Annotated in this window: 13 protein-coding genes; 5 read left to right on the forward strand and 8 right to left on the reverse strand. The window is 59.0% G+C overall.

The genetic code is table 11. The features are described from left to right. The first annotated feature begins 94 nt into the window (after window positions 1–94). Together RBB49_RS19695 and RBB49_RS19700 are read left to right on the forward strand one after the other, a co-directional pair. Window positions 95–565, forward strand: coding sequence for an Lrp/AsnC family transcriptional regulator (locus tag RBB49_RS19695; protein WP_306144595.1), 471 nt, complete (start codon window positions 95–97; stop codon window positions 563–565). A 131-nt stretch (window positions 566–696) separates the two neighbouring features. Further along, a complete protein-coding gene (locus RBB49_RS19700) occupies window positions 697–1,578 on the forward strand; it encodes an SMP-30/gluconolactonase/LRE family protein (protein WP_306144596.1) in 882 nt (293 codons plus the stop codon). Window positions 1,579–2,403: 825 nt separating this feature from the next. Here the strand turns inward: RBB49_RS19700 and RBB49_RS19705 are convergent. The 6 genes from RBB49_RS19705 to RBB49_RS19730 form a co-directional block, all read right to left on the reverse strand. Next, the gene (locus RBB49_RS19705; RefSeq protein WP_306144597.1) at window positions 2,404–2,991 is read right to left on the reverse strand and encodes a hypothetical protein; all 588 of its coding nucleotides are present in this window, start codon (window positions 2,989–2,991) and stop codon (window positions 2,404–2,406) included. Between the two features lie 121 nt (window positions 2,992–3,112). After that, window positions 3,113–3,913: a rhodanese-related sulfurtransferase gene (locus RBB49_RS19710; RefSeq protein ID WP_306144598.1), complete on the reverse strand. Its 801-nt coding sequence runs from the start codon at window positions 3,911–3,913 to the stop codon at window positions 3,113–3,115. A gap of 528 nt (window positions 3,914–4,441) precedes the next feature. After that, window positions 4,442–5,482: a zinc-binding alcohol dehydrogenase family protein gene (locus RBB49_RS19715; RefSeq protein ID WP_306144599.1), complete on the reverse strand. Its 1,041-nt coding sequence runs from the start codon at window positions 5,480–5,482 to the stop codon at window positions 4,442–4,444. Beyond that, window positions 5,479–6,267, reverse strand: coding sequence for an ATP-binding cassette domain-containing protein (locus RBB49_RS19720; RefSeq protein WP_306144600.1), 789 nt, complete (start codon window positions 6,265–6,267; stop codon window positions 5,479–5,481). The genes RBB49_RS19715 and RBB49_RS19720 overlap by 4 nt, the downstream gene beginning before the upstream one ends. Window positions 6,268–6,340: 73 nt before the next feature. Further along, a complete protein-coding gene (locus tag RBB49_RS19725) occupies window positions 6,341–7,282 on the reverse strand; it encodes an ABC transporter substrate-binding protein (protein WP_306144601.1) in 942 nt (313 codons plus the stop codon). Window positions 7,283–7,329: 47 nt separating this feature from the next. Next, window positions 7,330–8,352, reverse strand: a complete 1,023-nt coding sequence (locus tag RBB49_RS19730; RefSeq protein ID WP_306144602.1) for an ABC transporter permease — start codon at window positions 8,350–8,352, stop codon at window positions 7,330–7,332. A gap of 200 nt (window positions 8,353–8,552) precedes the next feature. Here RBB49_RS19730 and RBB49_RS19735 point away from each other — a divergent pair, with 200 nt between their 5' ends. Then, entirely contained in the window at window positions 8,553–9,392 is an 840-nt protein-coding gene (locus tag RBB49_RS19735; protein ID WP_306144603.1) for a GntR family transcriptional regulator, read from the forward strand. A 665-nt stretch (window positions 9,393–10,057) separates the two neighbouring features. Here the strand turns inward: RBB49_RS19735 and RBB49_RS19740 are convergent. Next, a complete protein-coding gene (locus RBB49_RS19740; RefSeq protein WP_306144604.1) occupies window positions 10,058–11,185 on the reverse strand; it encodes a mannitol dehydrogenase family protein in 1,128 nt (375 codons plus the stop codon). Between the two features lie 259 nt (window positions 11,186–11,444). Here RBB49_RS19740 and RBB49_RS19745 point away from each other — a divergent pair, with 259 nt between their 5' ends. Both RBB49_RS19745 and RBB49_RS19750 read left to right on the forward strand, forming a co-directional pair. Beyond that, entirely contained in the window at window positions 11,445–12,113 is a 669-nt protein-coding gene (locus tag RBB49_RS19745) for a GntR family transcriptional regulator (RefSeq protein WP_306144605.1), read from the forward strand. A gap of 632 nt (window positions 12,114–12,745) precedes the next feature. Then, window positions 12,746–12,874 carry a hypothetical protein gene (locus RBB49_RS19750; RefSeq protein ID WP_306144606.1) on the forward strand — a complete coding sequence of 43 codons (129 nt, stop codon included), beginning with the start codon at window positions 12,746–12,748 and terminating at the stop codon, window positions 12,872–12,874. A gap of 314 nt (window positions 12,875–13,188) precedes the next feature. On the opposite strand, the gene RBB49_RS19755 is transcribed toward RBB49_RS19750, so the two are convergent. Beyond that, complete coding sequence (locus RBB49_RS19755; RefSeq protein WP_306144607.1) at window positions 13,189–14,064, reverse strand: dioxygenase; 876 nt, start codon at window positions 14,062–14,064, stop codon at window positions 13,189–13,191. Window positions 14,065–14,071 lie beyond the last annotated feature (7 nt).

Raw genomic sequence — 14,071 nt, forward strand, 5'->3', positions numbered from 1 at the left:
CGGAACTGAACAATTCTATTGCGCAAATCTGGAAACACACCGCATTTTCTGCGAACATGGACAAATTTTAACGCAATATGTGCGGTGCAACATAATGAAACTCGATCGTCTGGACCGGAAAATCCTCGATGTGCTGCAAAAGGACGGCCGGATCGCCAACGCGGACCTTGCCGATGTTGTCGGGCTGTCGGCCTCGGCGTGCCTGCGGCGGGTGCGCGCCCTTGAAGAAGCCGGCGTGATCGAGAACTACGTCGCTCTGCTGGACCAGCGCAAGCTCGGCCGCCGCATGGATGTCTTTGTGGAAATCTCGTTGACCGGCCAGTCAAAGGAGACGCTCGAGAGCTTTGAACGCGCGGTCGCGCGGTCGGACGAAATCATGGAGTGTTTCCTGATGGCCGGCGATGCCGATTACATTTTGCGTCTGACCGCTGCGGACCCGATCGATTTCGAACGCATCCACCGCGATCACCTGTCCCAGCTTCCTGGCGTTCTCAGGATGAAATCCTCCTTCGCCATTCGCCCGATCGTGAAACGGACTGCCATACCGCTGGAAGCGGAAGTCTGACCCGGACAGCCTTTCATTTGCCCGGTTACGCTGGCTGAACCGTCAGGATCGATTGCAGTCTCGACGGCAGGTCAAGTCGGCTATATAGTCCGCTTCCGTTTATTGCTTGGCACTTCAAGGATCCTGCCACGGTGTCCCACAAGATCACCCGTTTTCTCGACACAACCTATCAGCTTGGCGAATGCCCGACCTGGGATGAGCGTACCAACCGTCTCCTCTGGGTCGATATTCAGGGCCGCACCATTCAGTCGATGGACTGGGCGACGCGCGACATCACGACCTGGTATTTCGACAACGAGGTCGGCTCGTTCGGCCTGACCGATGATGACCGGCTTGTCGTCGGCGTGTGGGACAAGATCCTGCTGTTCGACCCCAAGACGGAAAAAAGCGAGGTCCTCGCTGAGGTGCAGGCGGACCGCCCCGGCACACGTCTCAATGACGGCAAGATCGGCCCGGACGGCGCTTTCTGGATCGGCACGATGGACACAGCCTCCCCGCGCGAACCGATCGCCGGTCTCTTCCGGATCGACGGCAAGGGGAACGTCGAAGAGATCCGCGACGAACTGCAATGCTCCAACGGCCTCGCCTGGAGCGCAGACGGAGCTTACATGTACCACGCAGATTCCACGCCTGGATGGATCGAGTGTTATGCCTTCGACCCGGCAACAGGTGCCCTCGGCTCCAAGATGCTCTATGCCCAGCAGACCAACGAGACCGGCCGCCCGGACGGCGCGACCGTGGACGCGGACGGCAACTACTGGAGCGCCGGTGTCTCCGCCGGCGTGCTCAACTGCTTCGCTCCCGACGGCAACCTTCTGGAAGCGATAAAGATGCCGGTGCCAAAACCGACCATGCCCTGCTTCTGCGGCCCGGAGCTCGACCAGCTGATCGTCACCACGATCAAGCAACCGACCGACCCGACCGCCATCGAACCGGATACGCTCTCCGGCGGCCTCTTCCGCGTGGAAGGCCATGGGCGCAAGGGTTTGACGACGGAGCGGTTCAAGACTTAGTCCGGCGAAATGGCATCGAAAACCGCCACCACGCGAACGCTAGAAGCACAAGGAACCATGGAACCCATGCCGTGACCTTTCACGGATCGGGGATATGAATTTGGGGCGCCGGAACGGCCTGGATTGCCGGATCAGGTCCGGCAATGACGGGTCATTTAGGTTTTCCGGGACAAACGGACCATTGGCTCCTGAACCAGGTGATGAAAGCACAGAGTTGAACAGAACGTCACTGCCCCGCATTCATTGCCGCCCCGGCCCTGAGCCGGGGCCTCATGACACGTGTTCGGCAGGTCCCGGATCAGGTCCGGGACGGCGCGGATATCTCACCTCATTCTGAGCGCTTCCATAGGTCCGGAGCGGGTCTCCACGTCCACCTGTTTGAGAGGGGCAGGGTGAGGGGCAAACGCCTGAGGAGCGCTCACAGCTCTGATCCCTCACCCGGCCTTTCAGGCCGACCTCTCCCACGGGGAGAGGTGACTGGGCGTGTGGGCGGTTATGCGCTTGACGCCCCTCCCTCATCTCGTTGGAAAGACGCGGAGAACCTGGGTGCCGCCCCGGCCCTGAGCCGGGGCCTCCTGCCAAACGATGAGCAGGTCCGGGATCAGGTCCGGGACGGCGCAGGGTGTGAAGGGCCTTTCGGAGCCTTGTCGCCAGCCTTGCCATGCCTTCCAGGGCATCGATGTCGCCGGAAATGTATCCGTACTGCGGCCTTCATCATACCGAGCGCGAGTGCGGAGCTGTGCAGAAAGTCATGATTTACGCGGCCATACATTCAGGCAGAACCGATTGTCCTTCATTCACCCGATCTGCATAACTTGTCCGGCGTTAGTGCCGGCAGCCCCTGACCTTCACCGGTTGCCACACGGTACGTGCCGGCTCGACCATGACCTGGCGGCTGACGGTCTTGTAGACGGCCGGCTCCCTGATCACGTGGCTGGACGCCGGCTGCAGCATCACCTTTTCCTTCACGGTGCTGTAGATCGCCGGATGGCGGACCGCGACCTTGGACGCGGCCTGCACCTGAACCCGCTCGCTGACGGTCTTGTAAACCGCAGGGTGCTGGACCTTGCAGAGGGTTTTGACACCCTTGATCATGCGGTACTCCCAGCCGACGCTGGCCTTTTGCACCATCACCTTGCGATGACGTGTCTGGTAGACCGCCGGTGTCATCCGGTAGCTGACGCGCCCAGGCTGCACCAGAACGCGGCGTTTCTGGTAGCCGTAGACAGCAGGCCTCTTGACGACCCTCTGGGTCGCCGCCCTGACCAGAACGCGTTCATGAACGGTCTTGTAAACAGCCGGAACAGTGGCTTGCTGATAGCAGGCCAGCGCCTTGCCGCCCGCATGGGCAAAAGATGCAAGAAAAGGTGTAATTGCCAGCGCGATGACCGCGCTCCAGGAACTGCGACGCATAAACTCATCCCCCGGTCTGGTGCAGGAAAATGTCCTGCAACCCGATTTTAGGGAATTTTGACAAGGCATTAAAGCAAAAAGTTAACGCCCGTTAAGAACCTGCGACCGGAACCTCTTCGGATCAGGCCTGTTCCTTTGCACCTTTTTCATAGTCGGTGTCTTCGTTGATGATATGACGTGCCTCCTCAGGCACCCATTCTCCCCAGCGCGGCTTGAGCTGATGATCGACGGACACCCGGTCGTCGAAAACGAAACACTCACCTTTCCAGAGGCTCTCCTCCTCCGGCACCTTTTCCAGGTAATTCAGGATGCCGCCTTCAAGATGATAGACGTCTTCAAACCCGTTCTTGAGCATCCAGGCGCTTGCCTTCTCGCAGCGGATGCCTCCGGTGCAGAACATGGCAATCTTCGGCTTCTTCTCAAGACTTTCCTGCGCATTGACCCAGTCCGGAAACTCCCGGAACGACTGGGTTTCCGGGTTGAGCGCCTTTTCGAACGTGCCGAAGGCGAACTCGTAGTCGTTGCGTGTGTCGATCACGACGACGTCCGGGTCGGAAATCAGCGCGTTCCAGTCTTCCGGCTTGACGTATTCGCCGACGATCTCATTCGGGTCGATGCCGTCCACCGCCAGACGCACGATCTCCTGTTTCAGCCGCACCTTCATGCGCTTGAAGACGTGCCGGTGCGTCCAGGCTTCCTTGTGTGTGAGTGCCTTCAGCCGTGGATCGGCGCGCAGGTGATCGAGCACCGCGCGAACGCCCGCTTCCGGCCCGCAGATCGTGCCGTTGATGCCCTCGCCTGCCAGAAGCAGGCTGCCGCGCACATCCTTCTCAACACAGAAAGCCTTGAGCGGATCACGCATGTCCGCGTAGTCCTCAAGCGGCGTAAACAGATAAAGGGCGGCAACGAGAAAATCGTTCATCGGGCGTGGTCTTTTGCTTAAAGGAGCGCTCTTGGACAAGGCAAGCCTTCAGTCCGATCCGGAGCTTTCGGCGCCCTCTATACAGCGAGTGCCCCCTTTTTGAAAAGTCCGCAGTATCTCGGACACCGTTCCGGTGACGAAGCTCTCTCGCGGAACCTGCGAAAAGTGGTGGCGCACACCGGGATTAATTGCGATCCGGTTTGAACCCGACATGGGTCTTGCGAGGAGATCTCAAGTCTAGCGGTTTGTCATTCCGGCTGAAGCGCAGCGGAAGGCCGGAACCCGGTAAACGCTTGGTTCAAGGGTTTCTTCCTGTCGCTGACCACACAGGGTACTGGGTCCCGGTCTTGCCGCTTGCGCAGCAAACCGGGATGACCAACGGCTGGACCACCCCGTCATTCCGGACCAGTGCAGCATCAGCTGCACGCCGATCCGGAAACCAGACGTATTTCGCGCCGAAGGCGCGGCTGATTACGATCGTATCGACTGCCGTGTTCGCTTCGCTCACGCAGATTTCTGGTTTCCAGATCAGAACGTGACAACCGCCTTTATCAGCGTCTCGCGGTCGCTGGAAAGCGCTTCGAACTGGCCGGCGACATCCTGAACCGGGATCGTGAGTGAACAGAGCGCGTCCGTGTCGATCAGGCCATCGCGAATGGCCTGCATCACCGTCTCGAAATCCTCGGCTGTCGCGTTGCGGCTGCCGATGATCTGGGTTTCCCGCTTGTGGAATTCCGGATCGTCGAACCGGATCTGGTCCTTGACGACGCTGACCAGCACGTAGCGGCTGCCATGGGCAAGCAAGGGAAAGCCCGCCTCGATCGCACGCGCGCTGCCCGTCGCGTCGAAAATGACATCGAACCCGTCGGAGAGCGGCCCGGTCAGAATGTCCGGCCCGGCAAAATACTGTTTTTCAAAACCGAACTTCTCTCCCGCCTGACGCAATCGCGCCTCGCTGAGATCCAGCAGGTGAACGTCCGCGCCCTGAATACGCGCAAACAGCGCCGTGCCGAGACCGATGGGCCCTGCCCCTGTCACAAGTACACGCTCGGCCTTCAGTTCGCCGGCGCGCCGGACGGCGTGGGCACCGATCGCAAGGAACTCCACCATTGCGGCCTGAAGCTCGCTGAGGCCGGAGGCCCGGTAGAGGTTCGTTTCCGGGACCATGATCCTGGAGCACATGCCCCCGTCCCTGTGGACCCCGAGCACCTCGATATTCTCGCAGCAATTCGGCTTGCCCTTTCTGCAGGCACGGCACCTGCCGCACGACAGATAGGGATTGATGACAACCAGTTCGCCCTCCTTCAAGGAGCCGGTTGCCTTGGCGATCCGTCCGCTGAGCTCATGGCCGATCACGCGCGGATAGTTCAAAAACGGATGTTTGCCCTCGAATATGTGGTAGTCGGTCCCGCAAAGTCCGACGGCCCGGATATCGACCAGTACCCAGCCGTCCGGGGCCTCCAGCGGCAAATCCTGCTCTGCCAGCCGGAATACGCCAGGCTCCACGACAACACCGCAGGGCATTCTGGCGTTTTTCCCGTCTGCGGTTGTCGCTGTCTCATGCTTCATTGCACTCTATCCCGGCCGCGCGGTACCCAGTCTCCGGGCAATTCGCCCTTGATGATGAGGCTGAGAACATCGTCCTTGGTCACATCTTCAATACGATGGGACCCGACATTCCTGCCCTTGTTCATTACGACCACGCGGTCGCACAGCTCAAACACATCGTGCATGTCGTGGCTGACAAGCAGGATGCCGATCCCGTCGGCCCTCAGACCCTTGATGAGGTCGGCGACCATCGCGGTTTCGGACGGACCGAGTGCTGCCGTCGGCTCGTCCATGATCAGTATCTTCACATTGAAATAGATTGCCCGTGCAATCGCAATAACCTGCCGCTGGCCGCCGGAGAGCTTTGCAACCGGATCGTCCAGGTTCTTGAAATTCGGGTTGAGTTTGCGCAAGACGCGCTGCGTCTCGGCCATCATCTTCCTGTCGTCGAGATTGCCGAGCCTCGTTTTCAGCTCACGCCCCAGAAAAAGATTGGCGGGTGCATTCAGGTGGTCGGCAAGCGCAAGCGTTTGGTAGATCGTTTCAATCCCGAGATCGCGCGCATCATGCGGGCTCTGGATTTCGGCACGTTCACCATTGACCTTGATCGAGCCTTCGTTCGCGATCATCGCCCCGGACAGGATGCGCATCAGGCACGACTTCCCCGCCCCGTTATGCCCGAGAACGCCGACGACTTCTCCAGGGTAAAGGTCCAGCGAAACACCGTTGACCGCGCGAATACCGCCGAAATGCTTTTCAATGTTGCTCATCTCAACAAGAGGCTGAGAAGCGCTTTCGAGGCTCATGGCGAAGGGCCCTTCATCAAAAAAAGCGCCGGGAACACAAGGAAGGAGTGTGCCCCCGGCAAGTTGGGATTTGTCAGTAAAGGACGTTCTGGACTTCGGGCTGGTCGATGTTTTCTTTCGTGGCCAGCACGACACCCGTATCGATGAAGTCGGACACGCTCTCGCCGCTCAGCAGCTTCATGATGGTCTGGACGCCGAGTTCACCCATCTGGAAAGATCCCTGGACGGCGGTGCCGGCAAGCGTTCCGTCGCGCACGAAGTCCTGAAGGTCGGAATTGCCGTCAAAACCGAGCGCGGTGATGCTGCCGGCCTTGCCGGCCTGAACGATTGCGCGGCCCATGCCGATTGCCGTCGGTTCGTTTGCACCGAAGATGCCGACAAGGTCGTCATTGGCGGCCAGAACATCGGTGGTCTGATTGAGAGCGGTTGCCATTTGCGACTGCGAATAGAACGGGCCGACGATTTCAATGTCGGATTTCTCGTTGATGTGCTCGACAAAGCACCCGACGCGGCCGATTTCCGATCCGACGCCGGCAACATAGGACATCACCGCAACCTTGCCCTTGGTTCCAACCTCGGACAGCATCTTGTCGGCAACCAGCTTTCCGGCTGCGCAATTGTCGGTGGAAAGGAAGGCCTGGTAATATTCCTTGGCGTTGTCGGCCAGACCGGAGTCGATGATGACGACCGGGATTTGCGCCTCGAAGGCTTTCTTGACGACCGGTGTCAGCGCCTCCGGATCGGACGGAGCAAGAACGATCCCGGACACACCGCGGTTGATCGCGTTTTCAACAAGGCTCACCTGATCGGCGATCGCCGATTCAGAGGCCGGACCGTTGAAGGTCATGGTATGCGCTTCCTGCCCCTTGATCGCGGCGCTCGCACCCTTGTTCACGTTCTGCCAGAAATTCGAGTTGGTCGTCTTGACGATGACCGCGATTTCGCCGGCCTGCGCGGCAGCGCCCGTCAGCACCAGTGCACTTGCCATCATCATGGTCGAAATCAGTTTTTTCATGGTTTATTCCCTCCGGTTGAAGACATTTATGTTGATTGTCCGGCTTGTCAGCGCCGGTTTCGGATCTGATCGATATAGACCGCCAGAATGACGATCACGCCGATCACGATTTGCTGGATGAAGGCGGAAACGCCGGCCATGTTGAGGCCGTTGCGCAGGACGCCGATGATGAATGCGCCGATCATGGTGCCGGAGATATTGCCGACCCCGCCCATGAGCGATGCGCCGCCGATCACCGCCGCGGCGATGGCGTCGAGCTCGTACATTACGCCCTCGTTCGGCTGTACGGTCACAAGGCGGGACATCAGGACATTGCCCGCCAGCCCTGCCAGGGCACCCGACATCGTGTAGGCGAAGATTTTTGTCCGGTCGACCAGGACGCCGGCGAGCCGCGCCGCTTCCTCGTTGGAGCCGGTCGCGTAGATATGCCGTCCGGCCTGCCGCTTGTTCAGAAGATAGGCGGCACCGATCGCAACGAACGCAAGCAGGATCGCGGGATAAGGAATGCCGGGAAACACCACCTTGGGGAAAATGCCACCGGTCTTCTCCACGATCCTGAAAAGGGATCCGTTGCCCAGGATGCCGAAGGCTTCGCCGAGCCGCGAGATGGGAGCTGCCCCGGTCAGCTGAAGAGCAACACCGCGCGCAATCAGCATCATTCCAAGCGTGGCGACAAAAGGCGTGATCCGCATCTTGGTGATGACGAAGCCGTTCAGAAAACCGCAAAACGCCCCGGCGACAATCCCCAGCGCCATCGCCGGAGCGGTCGGCACGCCAGCCTTGATGGACAGGCCGGTCACGACGCCCGACAACGCCAGGACAGACCCCACGCTGAGGTCGATGCCGCCCGTGATGATGACCATCGTCATGCCGATGCCCAGCAGGCCGATCACAGATGTCTGCAAAAGAACCGTAAGACCGTTATTGACCGTGAAGAACGCATCGTTGCCGAACGAAAACGCGATCACCAGCGCAACAAGGGTCAGAACCGCCGATAGTTTGTGAAACGATCCGGCCGACAGCCTGAGTGCCGCGGGCACCGGATACGCCTCCCTATCAAGATTCGCCATGTTTCCTCCCGGGCGAAAATTGAATTTTATTATTAAAAACAAAATTGCACTCAATCTGCGCGCCGTCAATTGTTTTTTATTTAAATGTACGAAATTTCGGGAATTGTTCTTCCTCAAGGATGTGCTAATTTCGCGCTATGGCCCGTACAGACGACCGTTTTCGAAGCGCTTACAACAAGTTGCTGGATATTTGCGCCACCATGGACGTTGGCAGCCAGTTGCCTGCCGAGGTCGTCCTGGCGGAGCAGATGGAGGTGAGCCGGACCATTGTGCGAACCGCCCTTCAAAAACTCGACGAGGAAGATCTCATCGACTGGGAGGGGCGGCAGAAAACGCTGATTAAACGGCCTGAGCAAAAACACCGCCTGACTCAATCGGAAAGCGCACCTTCGGGCGAAGAACTGGAAAAGCTGTTTTTCGAGTGGATTCTCCGCTTCGACGTTCCTGCCGGAACATCGCTGAACATTGCCCAGCTGTCGCGGCAGTTCGGCGTCCCGGCTCACAGCCTGCAGGAATTCCTGTCCGGACTAAGCCGCTTCGGGCTTGTCGAGCGGCGGGCCAAGGGCGGCTGGATCCTCTCCGGCTTCACCGCGGAGTTTGCAGTTGAGCTGTCCGATTTCCGGCTCGTTCTGGAAATGAATGCCGTCAGACAGCTCCTGTCCCTGCCCGATGACCACGACATCTGGGTGAAGCTCAAGGACCTTGAACGCGAACACGAGGATCTGAAAAAGGATCTGAAGACCCGTTATCACGACTTCTCGACCCTGGATGAAAAGTTCCACTCAACGGTCAACAGCGTCGTGAAAAACAGGTTCGTCCTGGAAGCGCAGAAGCTGATTTCGTTGATTTTCCACTATCACTATATGTGGGACAAGCACGACGAGCGGGAGCGCAACGCGGCTGCGATCGAGGAACACCTTGAATGGATCAGGGCGATGCTGGCCCATGACCGGCTGCATTCCGAAGAAGCGGCCCTCAAGCACCTGCGCCGCTCAAAGGAAACCCTGCTGGCCTCGCTGAAAGATCACAGGCGCGCCTGATCCAGATGACATTTTCTGTTGCCGGGTTTGGAAATCATGGAGGGCTCACCTTCATTCTTGCATCTGCCTCTCTCCCTCATCCCGAGGAAGCGCGAGAGCGCTGTTTCGTAGGATCGACGGCAAAGCCTTCATGCGTGACCTGTCCTTCGAGGCTTCGCTTCGCTGCGCACCTCAGGATGAGGTCAACGAACCAATACGCCGGGCCCTGTTCCGTCCTTTCGGATTAACGCAATTGACGCTTCGAGTTCGTCCGGAAGCAACCCCCCTGACGCCGCGGGACCCAGGACCCAAGAAATGTGGAAAGGAAACGGCATGGATGCCATGGTCAAGCCATGGCATGACTGCGTGGAGGCGACGGGGCTCGTCCGGTAGCCCTCACTCTCTCTTCGTCATTGCAGGGCTTGACCCTGCAATCCATGCCATTGCTTCTCCTCAGCGACGGCCTCATCCTGAGGAGGAGCGAAGGTCCGTCTCGAAGGACAGGTCAGATACACCGCGTCTCGCCGCCCATCCTTCGAGGCTTCGCTTCGCTGCGCACCTCAGGATGAGGATGAATTGCGCGGCGTTCGTGCGCATGATCCTTCCGGTCAAACCAGTTTTGGAATTTCTGGCCGAACCGACAGCAGTGGCACTCGCGAGTGCCGGCTCTTTTTCTCGTTTCCCACCTAAAGAAGGTGCACTTCGGCAGGCGCTGCCGTAATCGCTTCGAGACGCGGCGCTGAAAAGGCCGCATCCGCTTGTCTCGCCCAGGTCAGGAAGGCCCCGATCCTGCGTTCGATCTTCTCCGCATGGTTCTGCGCGATGTCGGCAAGCTTGTGGTCGAGAAAGGGGTTTTTGAACCTGTCGAGCGTTGTGGCGACATAATCTTCAGCGTCCTCTTTCCGGCCATGTGCCGCAAACCCCGGCACCACTTCGCGCGCATAAAGATCCTCAAGATCGGCAGCTGCCGTCCGGTCGGCGAGCATGTCGCGAACATATTTGTGCCGCGCGGTCCCCTGTTCCGACAGCCACCGCGACACGAGATAGGTGTGTCCGAGGTTGAGGATGAAGAGTTTGAGCGTTTCATAAGGCTCAAGGCTTGGGACAACCCGTACGTTCGGATGCGTGCATGGCAACAGCAAACCCGGCTGATCCTCGATCGCCCAGAGGCAATACGGTTCGGCCACCGCGCCTGCCGGCTCGAGCGGTTCGGAGACGATCCGGTCGACCAGCGAATTCACCCAGATGACCTCTGTCTCCAGCCACTGGCGAAAGGCGTCCGGGTAAAGGCCACCGATCCGGAGAACAAGGTCGCGCAGGACCTCGCCGTTTCGCGGCACCAGTTCTGTCGGCATGATCTGTATGGCTGCGCCGTTCGCCTCGAAGCGCTGAAAAAGAAGCCAGGTCAGCTTTGCCGGATAGGACATGGCCTGGTCGAAATTTGTCTGGTGGTCGGCTTCACGCGGACGAAAGCCCGCATCTGCCGTGTTCGAAAGGATAATCCGCGCTTCGTTCACCACAACCTCGCGGACACGCGCAAGGTCGGCAGGCAGGGACAGCGTGTGCGCGACACTGGTAACGCGTGTGCTGGTTTCAATCAGCTGACCCCGATCAACTCCCCTCACCTGCACCTCGAAGCCTTCCTTGTCCGAAAGCGCGGCAAGCCGTGCCGAGCGGCCGGGATCACCACTCGTCTGGACAACCGTGATTGGTCCGGGCGCTGCATTCCTTTGCAGAGCTTCGGAAACAAAAAGATCAGCGTGCGCCTGAAGGAATCGGCTGGTTCCGAATTGCAGTATTGGGGTTTCCGACATCGTGCCTCCCGCTCAGTCAATTGTTTATTATTAATTAGAACATTTTTGGTCAATTCCCAGATGCACATTTTTCGACAGATCGGGTATTTGACGGCCTCCTGAAGCGCAGTACAGGTCAAAAGCATTGCAAGGCCAAGTGAAATGGCGAAAAACTATCGACCGACTCACGTATAAATTGACTTGACCCGCGCGCGCATCATCCTAGTTAAAACTGGAATTCTGGTCGGAAAATCGATATTATTTACCCATGGCTATACAAATGCAGATAGACGCATCGCAAGAACCTTCCTCTACGCAACGGGCGTATCTCGCGATCCGCAGGATGATTCTGGTCGGCGAGCTGGCGCCGGGCGAAAAACTGAAGATCGAAAAACTGCGGCAGATCCTCGACATGGGCGGTTCCCCTATCCGCGAGGCGCTGACGCTGCTTGTGTCGGACCTCCTCGTGGAACGCCTGGATCAGCGCGGTTTCCGGACCTCCGATGTCAGCCCTTCGAACTTCGCGGAAATCCTGAACTTGCGTTGCCATCTGGAGGAAATGGCACTTCGTGAAAGTCTGGCGAATGCCGACCACGCATGGGAAGACAGGCTTGTCATCAGCCATCATCGCATGATGCGTGAACCGCGTGCCAATGTTGAGCGCTTCGAAGAGCTGCACAAGGCCTTTCACATGAACCTTCTGAACGGCTGCCATTCGCCGGTCCTGCTGAAATTCTGCAACCAGCTTTATGACCTCAACATCCGTTACCGCTACCTCGCCGGACAGGCCCTCAACTATTCGGCGCGCGACATCGGCAAGGAACACAGTGACATCATGAATGCGGCCGTCGACAGAAACACCGACCTGGCCTGCAAATTGCTGCTCGACCACTACCGCAACACCGGCGCATTTCTTGAAAAGCATTTCACCGTGGAAGCTGCCGAGTAGGTTTGCCGGTAGGCTCGGAACGAGCAAAACAGTTTGACTCGCAAACCTCTGCCCAGTCCCAGCGCGGACCAACTGCTGTCCGGTTTAGAACGTCCGGTTAAATTTATGTCACTGGGTGAGCCGCAACATTCCGTCCGGTGCGAAGGCAGGATACGGACTTGTTCTTGTTGTTTGTCGTCCCGGTTTGACGCGTGAGCGGCAGGACCGGGACCCAGTACGCCGTGTAGCTGGTGGTTGGAAGAAGGCGGAGAAACAAGAGATTACTGGTTCCCTGCCTTCCGCTGCGCTCCAGCAGGGATGACAAATCCGCAAAGTTAAATGCGTCATAAGGGCTTCATTTCGCGATAAGCCGGACAGTGGTGGAGTGGACTTTGGTATCCGCCTCAGCCGGTCTTCTCATCCTGAAAACGTCCCAATTCCCGTCTCGAAGGACAGGCCAGATACACCGCGTCTCGCCGCCCACCCTTCGAGGCTTCGCTCCGCTGCGCACCTCAGGATGAGGTCAAGGGACCAATACGCCGGGCCCTGTTCCGTTCTTCCGGACAAGTACGGCCGGTGCCGAGCACCGATCCGGAAGCAACACCCCTGACGCGACAGGACCCAAGACCCAGGAAAAGCGGAAAGGAAACGGCATGGATGCCATGGTCGAGCCATGGCATGACAGCATGGAGGCGACGGGGCTTGTCCGGGGAACACTCGCTGTTTCCCCGGTCATTGCAGGGCTCGACCCTGCAATCCATGCCATTGCCTCTCCTCAATGACCGGCTCCGGGTGGGAATGGATGCCATGGTCGAGCCATGGCAAGAGCAATGTGGGTTGGGTTTTCAGGGTAACCGTCACGCGCTCTTCGTCATTGCAGGGCTCGACCCTGCAATCCACGCCGATTGCCCGCTGGCCGGGAAAGCTCGCCATGTTTCCATGAACTTCCAGCGGCCGCCTTCGGCAAAGATGCCTTCATGCCCAAAGCGACCCAAATCCCGTTTCGAAGGACGGGCAGCACGTTCGAGGAACGAGCCGCCCATCCTCCGCACCTCGGGAAGAGGAGCTGACAAAACGGGGGTGCGCGGGAGCCGCTTCAGGCACCGTCGCGCACAAGGACCAGATCGAAATCGGCGAGCAGCCAGGCGCCGTCCACCTTGCCGGAAAGCGCATAGCCTTCGGACGGGAATGAGCCGGCCGGTTGCTCGACATAGGTCATGACGAGATCGTCACGGACACCGAAGACCGTGTCCTCGTCCAGATACGGATCATCGTCAGGAAAGATCTCGGTGACCAGTGTCCGGAAACCGGAGGCCTTGACGATGTAGTGCAGATGCGACGGACGCCAGGGATGACGCCCGCTGCCCCGCAGGATGTCGCCGACCGGTCCGTCGCTCGGCACGGTATAACTCACCGGCTTGACCGTCGTGAAACCGTAGCGACCGTCAGGACCCGTCGTCTGGATGCCGTGAAACGAATAGGTGTCCTGGTCCGGGTCCTGGCTTGAATACATGCCGTTCGGAGCCGTCTGCCAGATATCGAGTTCCGCGCCCTCGATCGGGTTGCCGTCCTCGTCCCGGATCGTGCCTTTGGCAAGGAGCACCTCACCGCCATAGGCGCGGCGCATGTCTCCGCCGATCGCCAGCGGCGGGGCGCCGGTGATGTGGAACGGGCCGAGTACGCTCGACGACGTTCCCTTCGGGCTGGAATGCAGCATGTCGACCAGCGAGGACAGGCCGAGCACGTCCGACAGCAGTACAAATTCGTGGCGCTCGGCGTCGGAAATATTGCCGGCGGCTTCCAGGAATTCGATACCCTTGCGCCACTCCTCATGGGTGAGGTTGGTCTCGCGGGCGAAGTCGTGCAGATGCGTGACCAGGCTTTTCAGGATTTCCTTCAGGCGCGGATCGGTATCCGGGCCGAAATACCCCATGAAAACATCGGTTATGTTGTCTTTTGTGACGTGACGCATGGGACAC

The organism is Roseibium sp. MMSF_3412 (genome assembly GCF_030733265.1).
Classification (GTDB): domain Bacteria; phylum Pseudomonadota; class Alphaproteobacteria; order Rhizobiales; family Stappiaceae; genus Roseibium.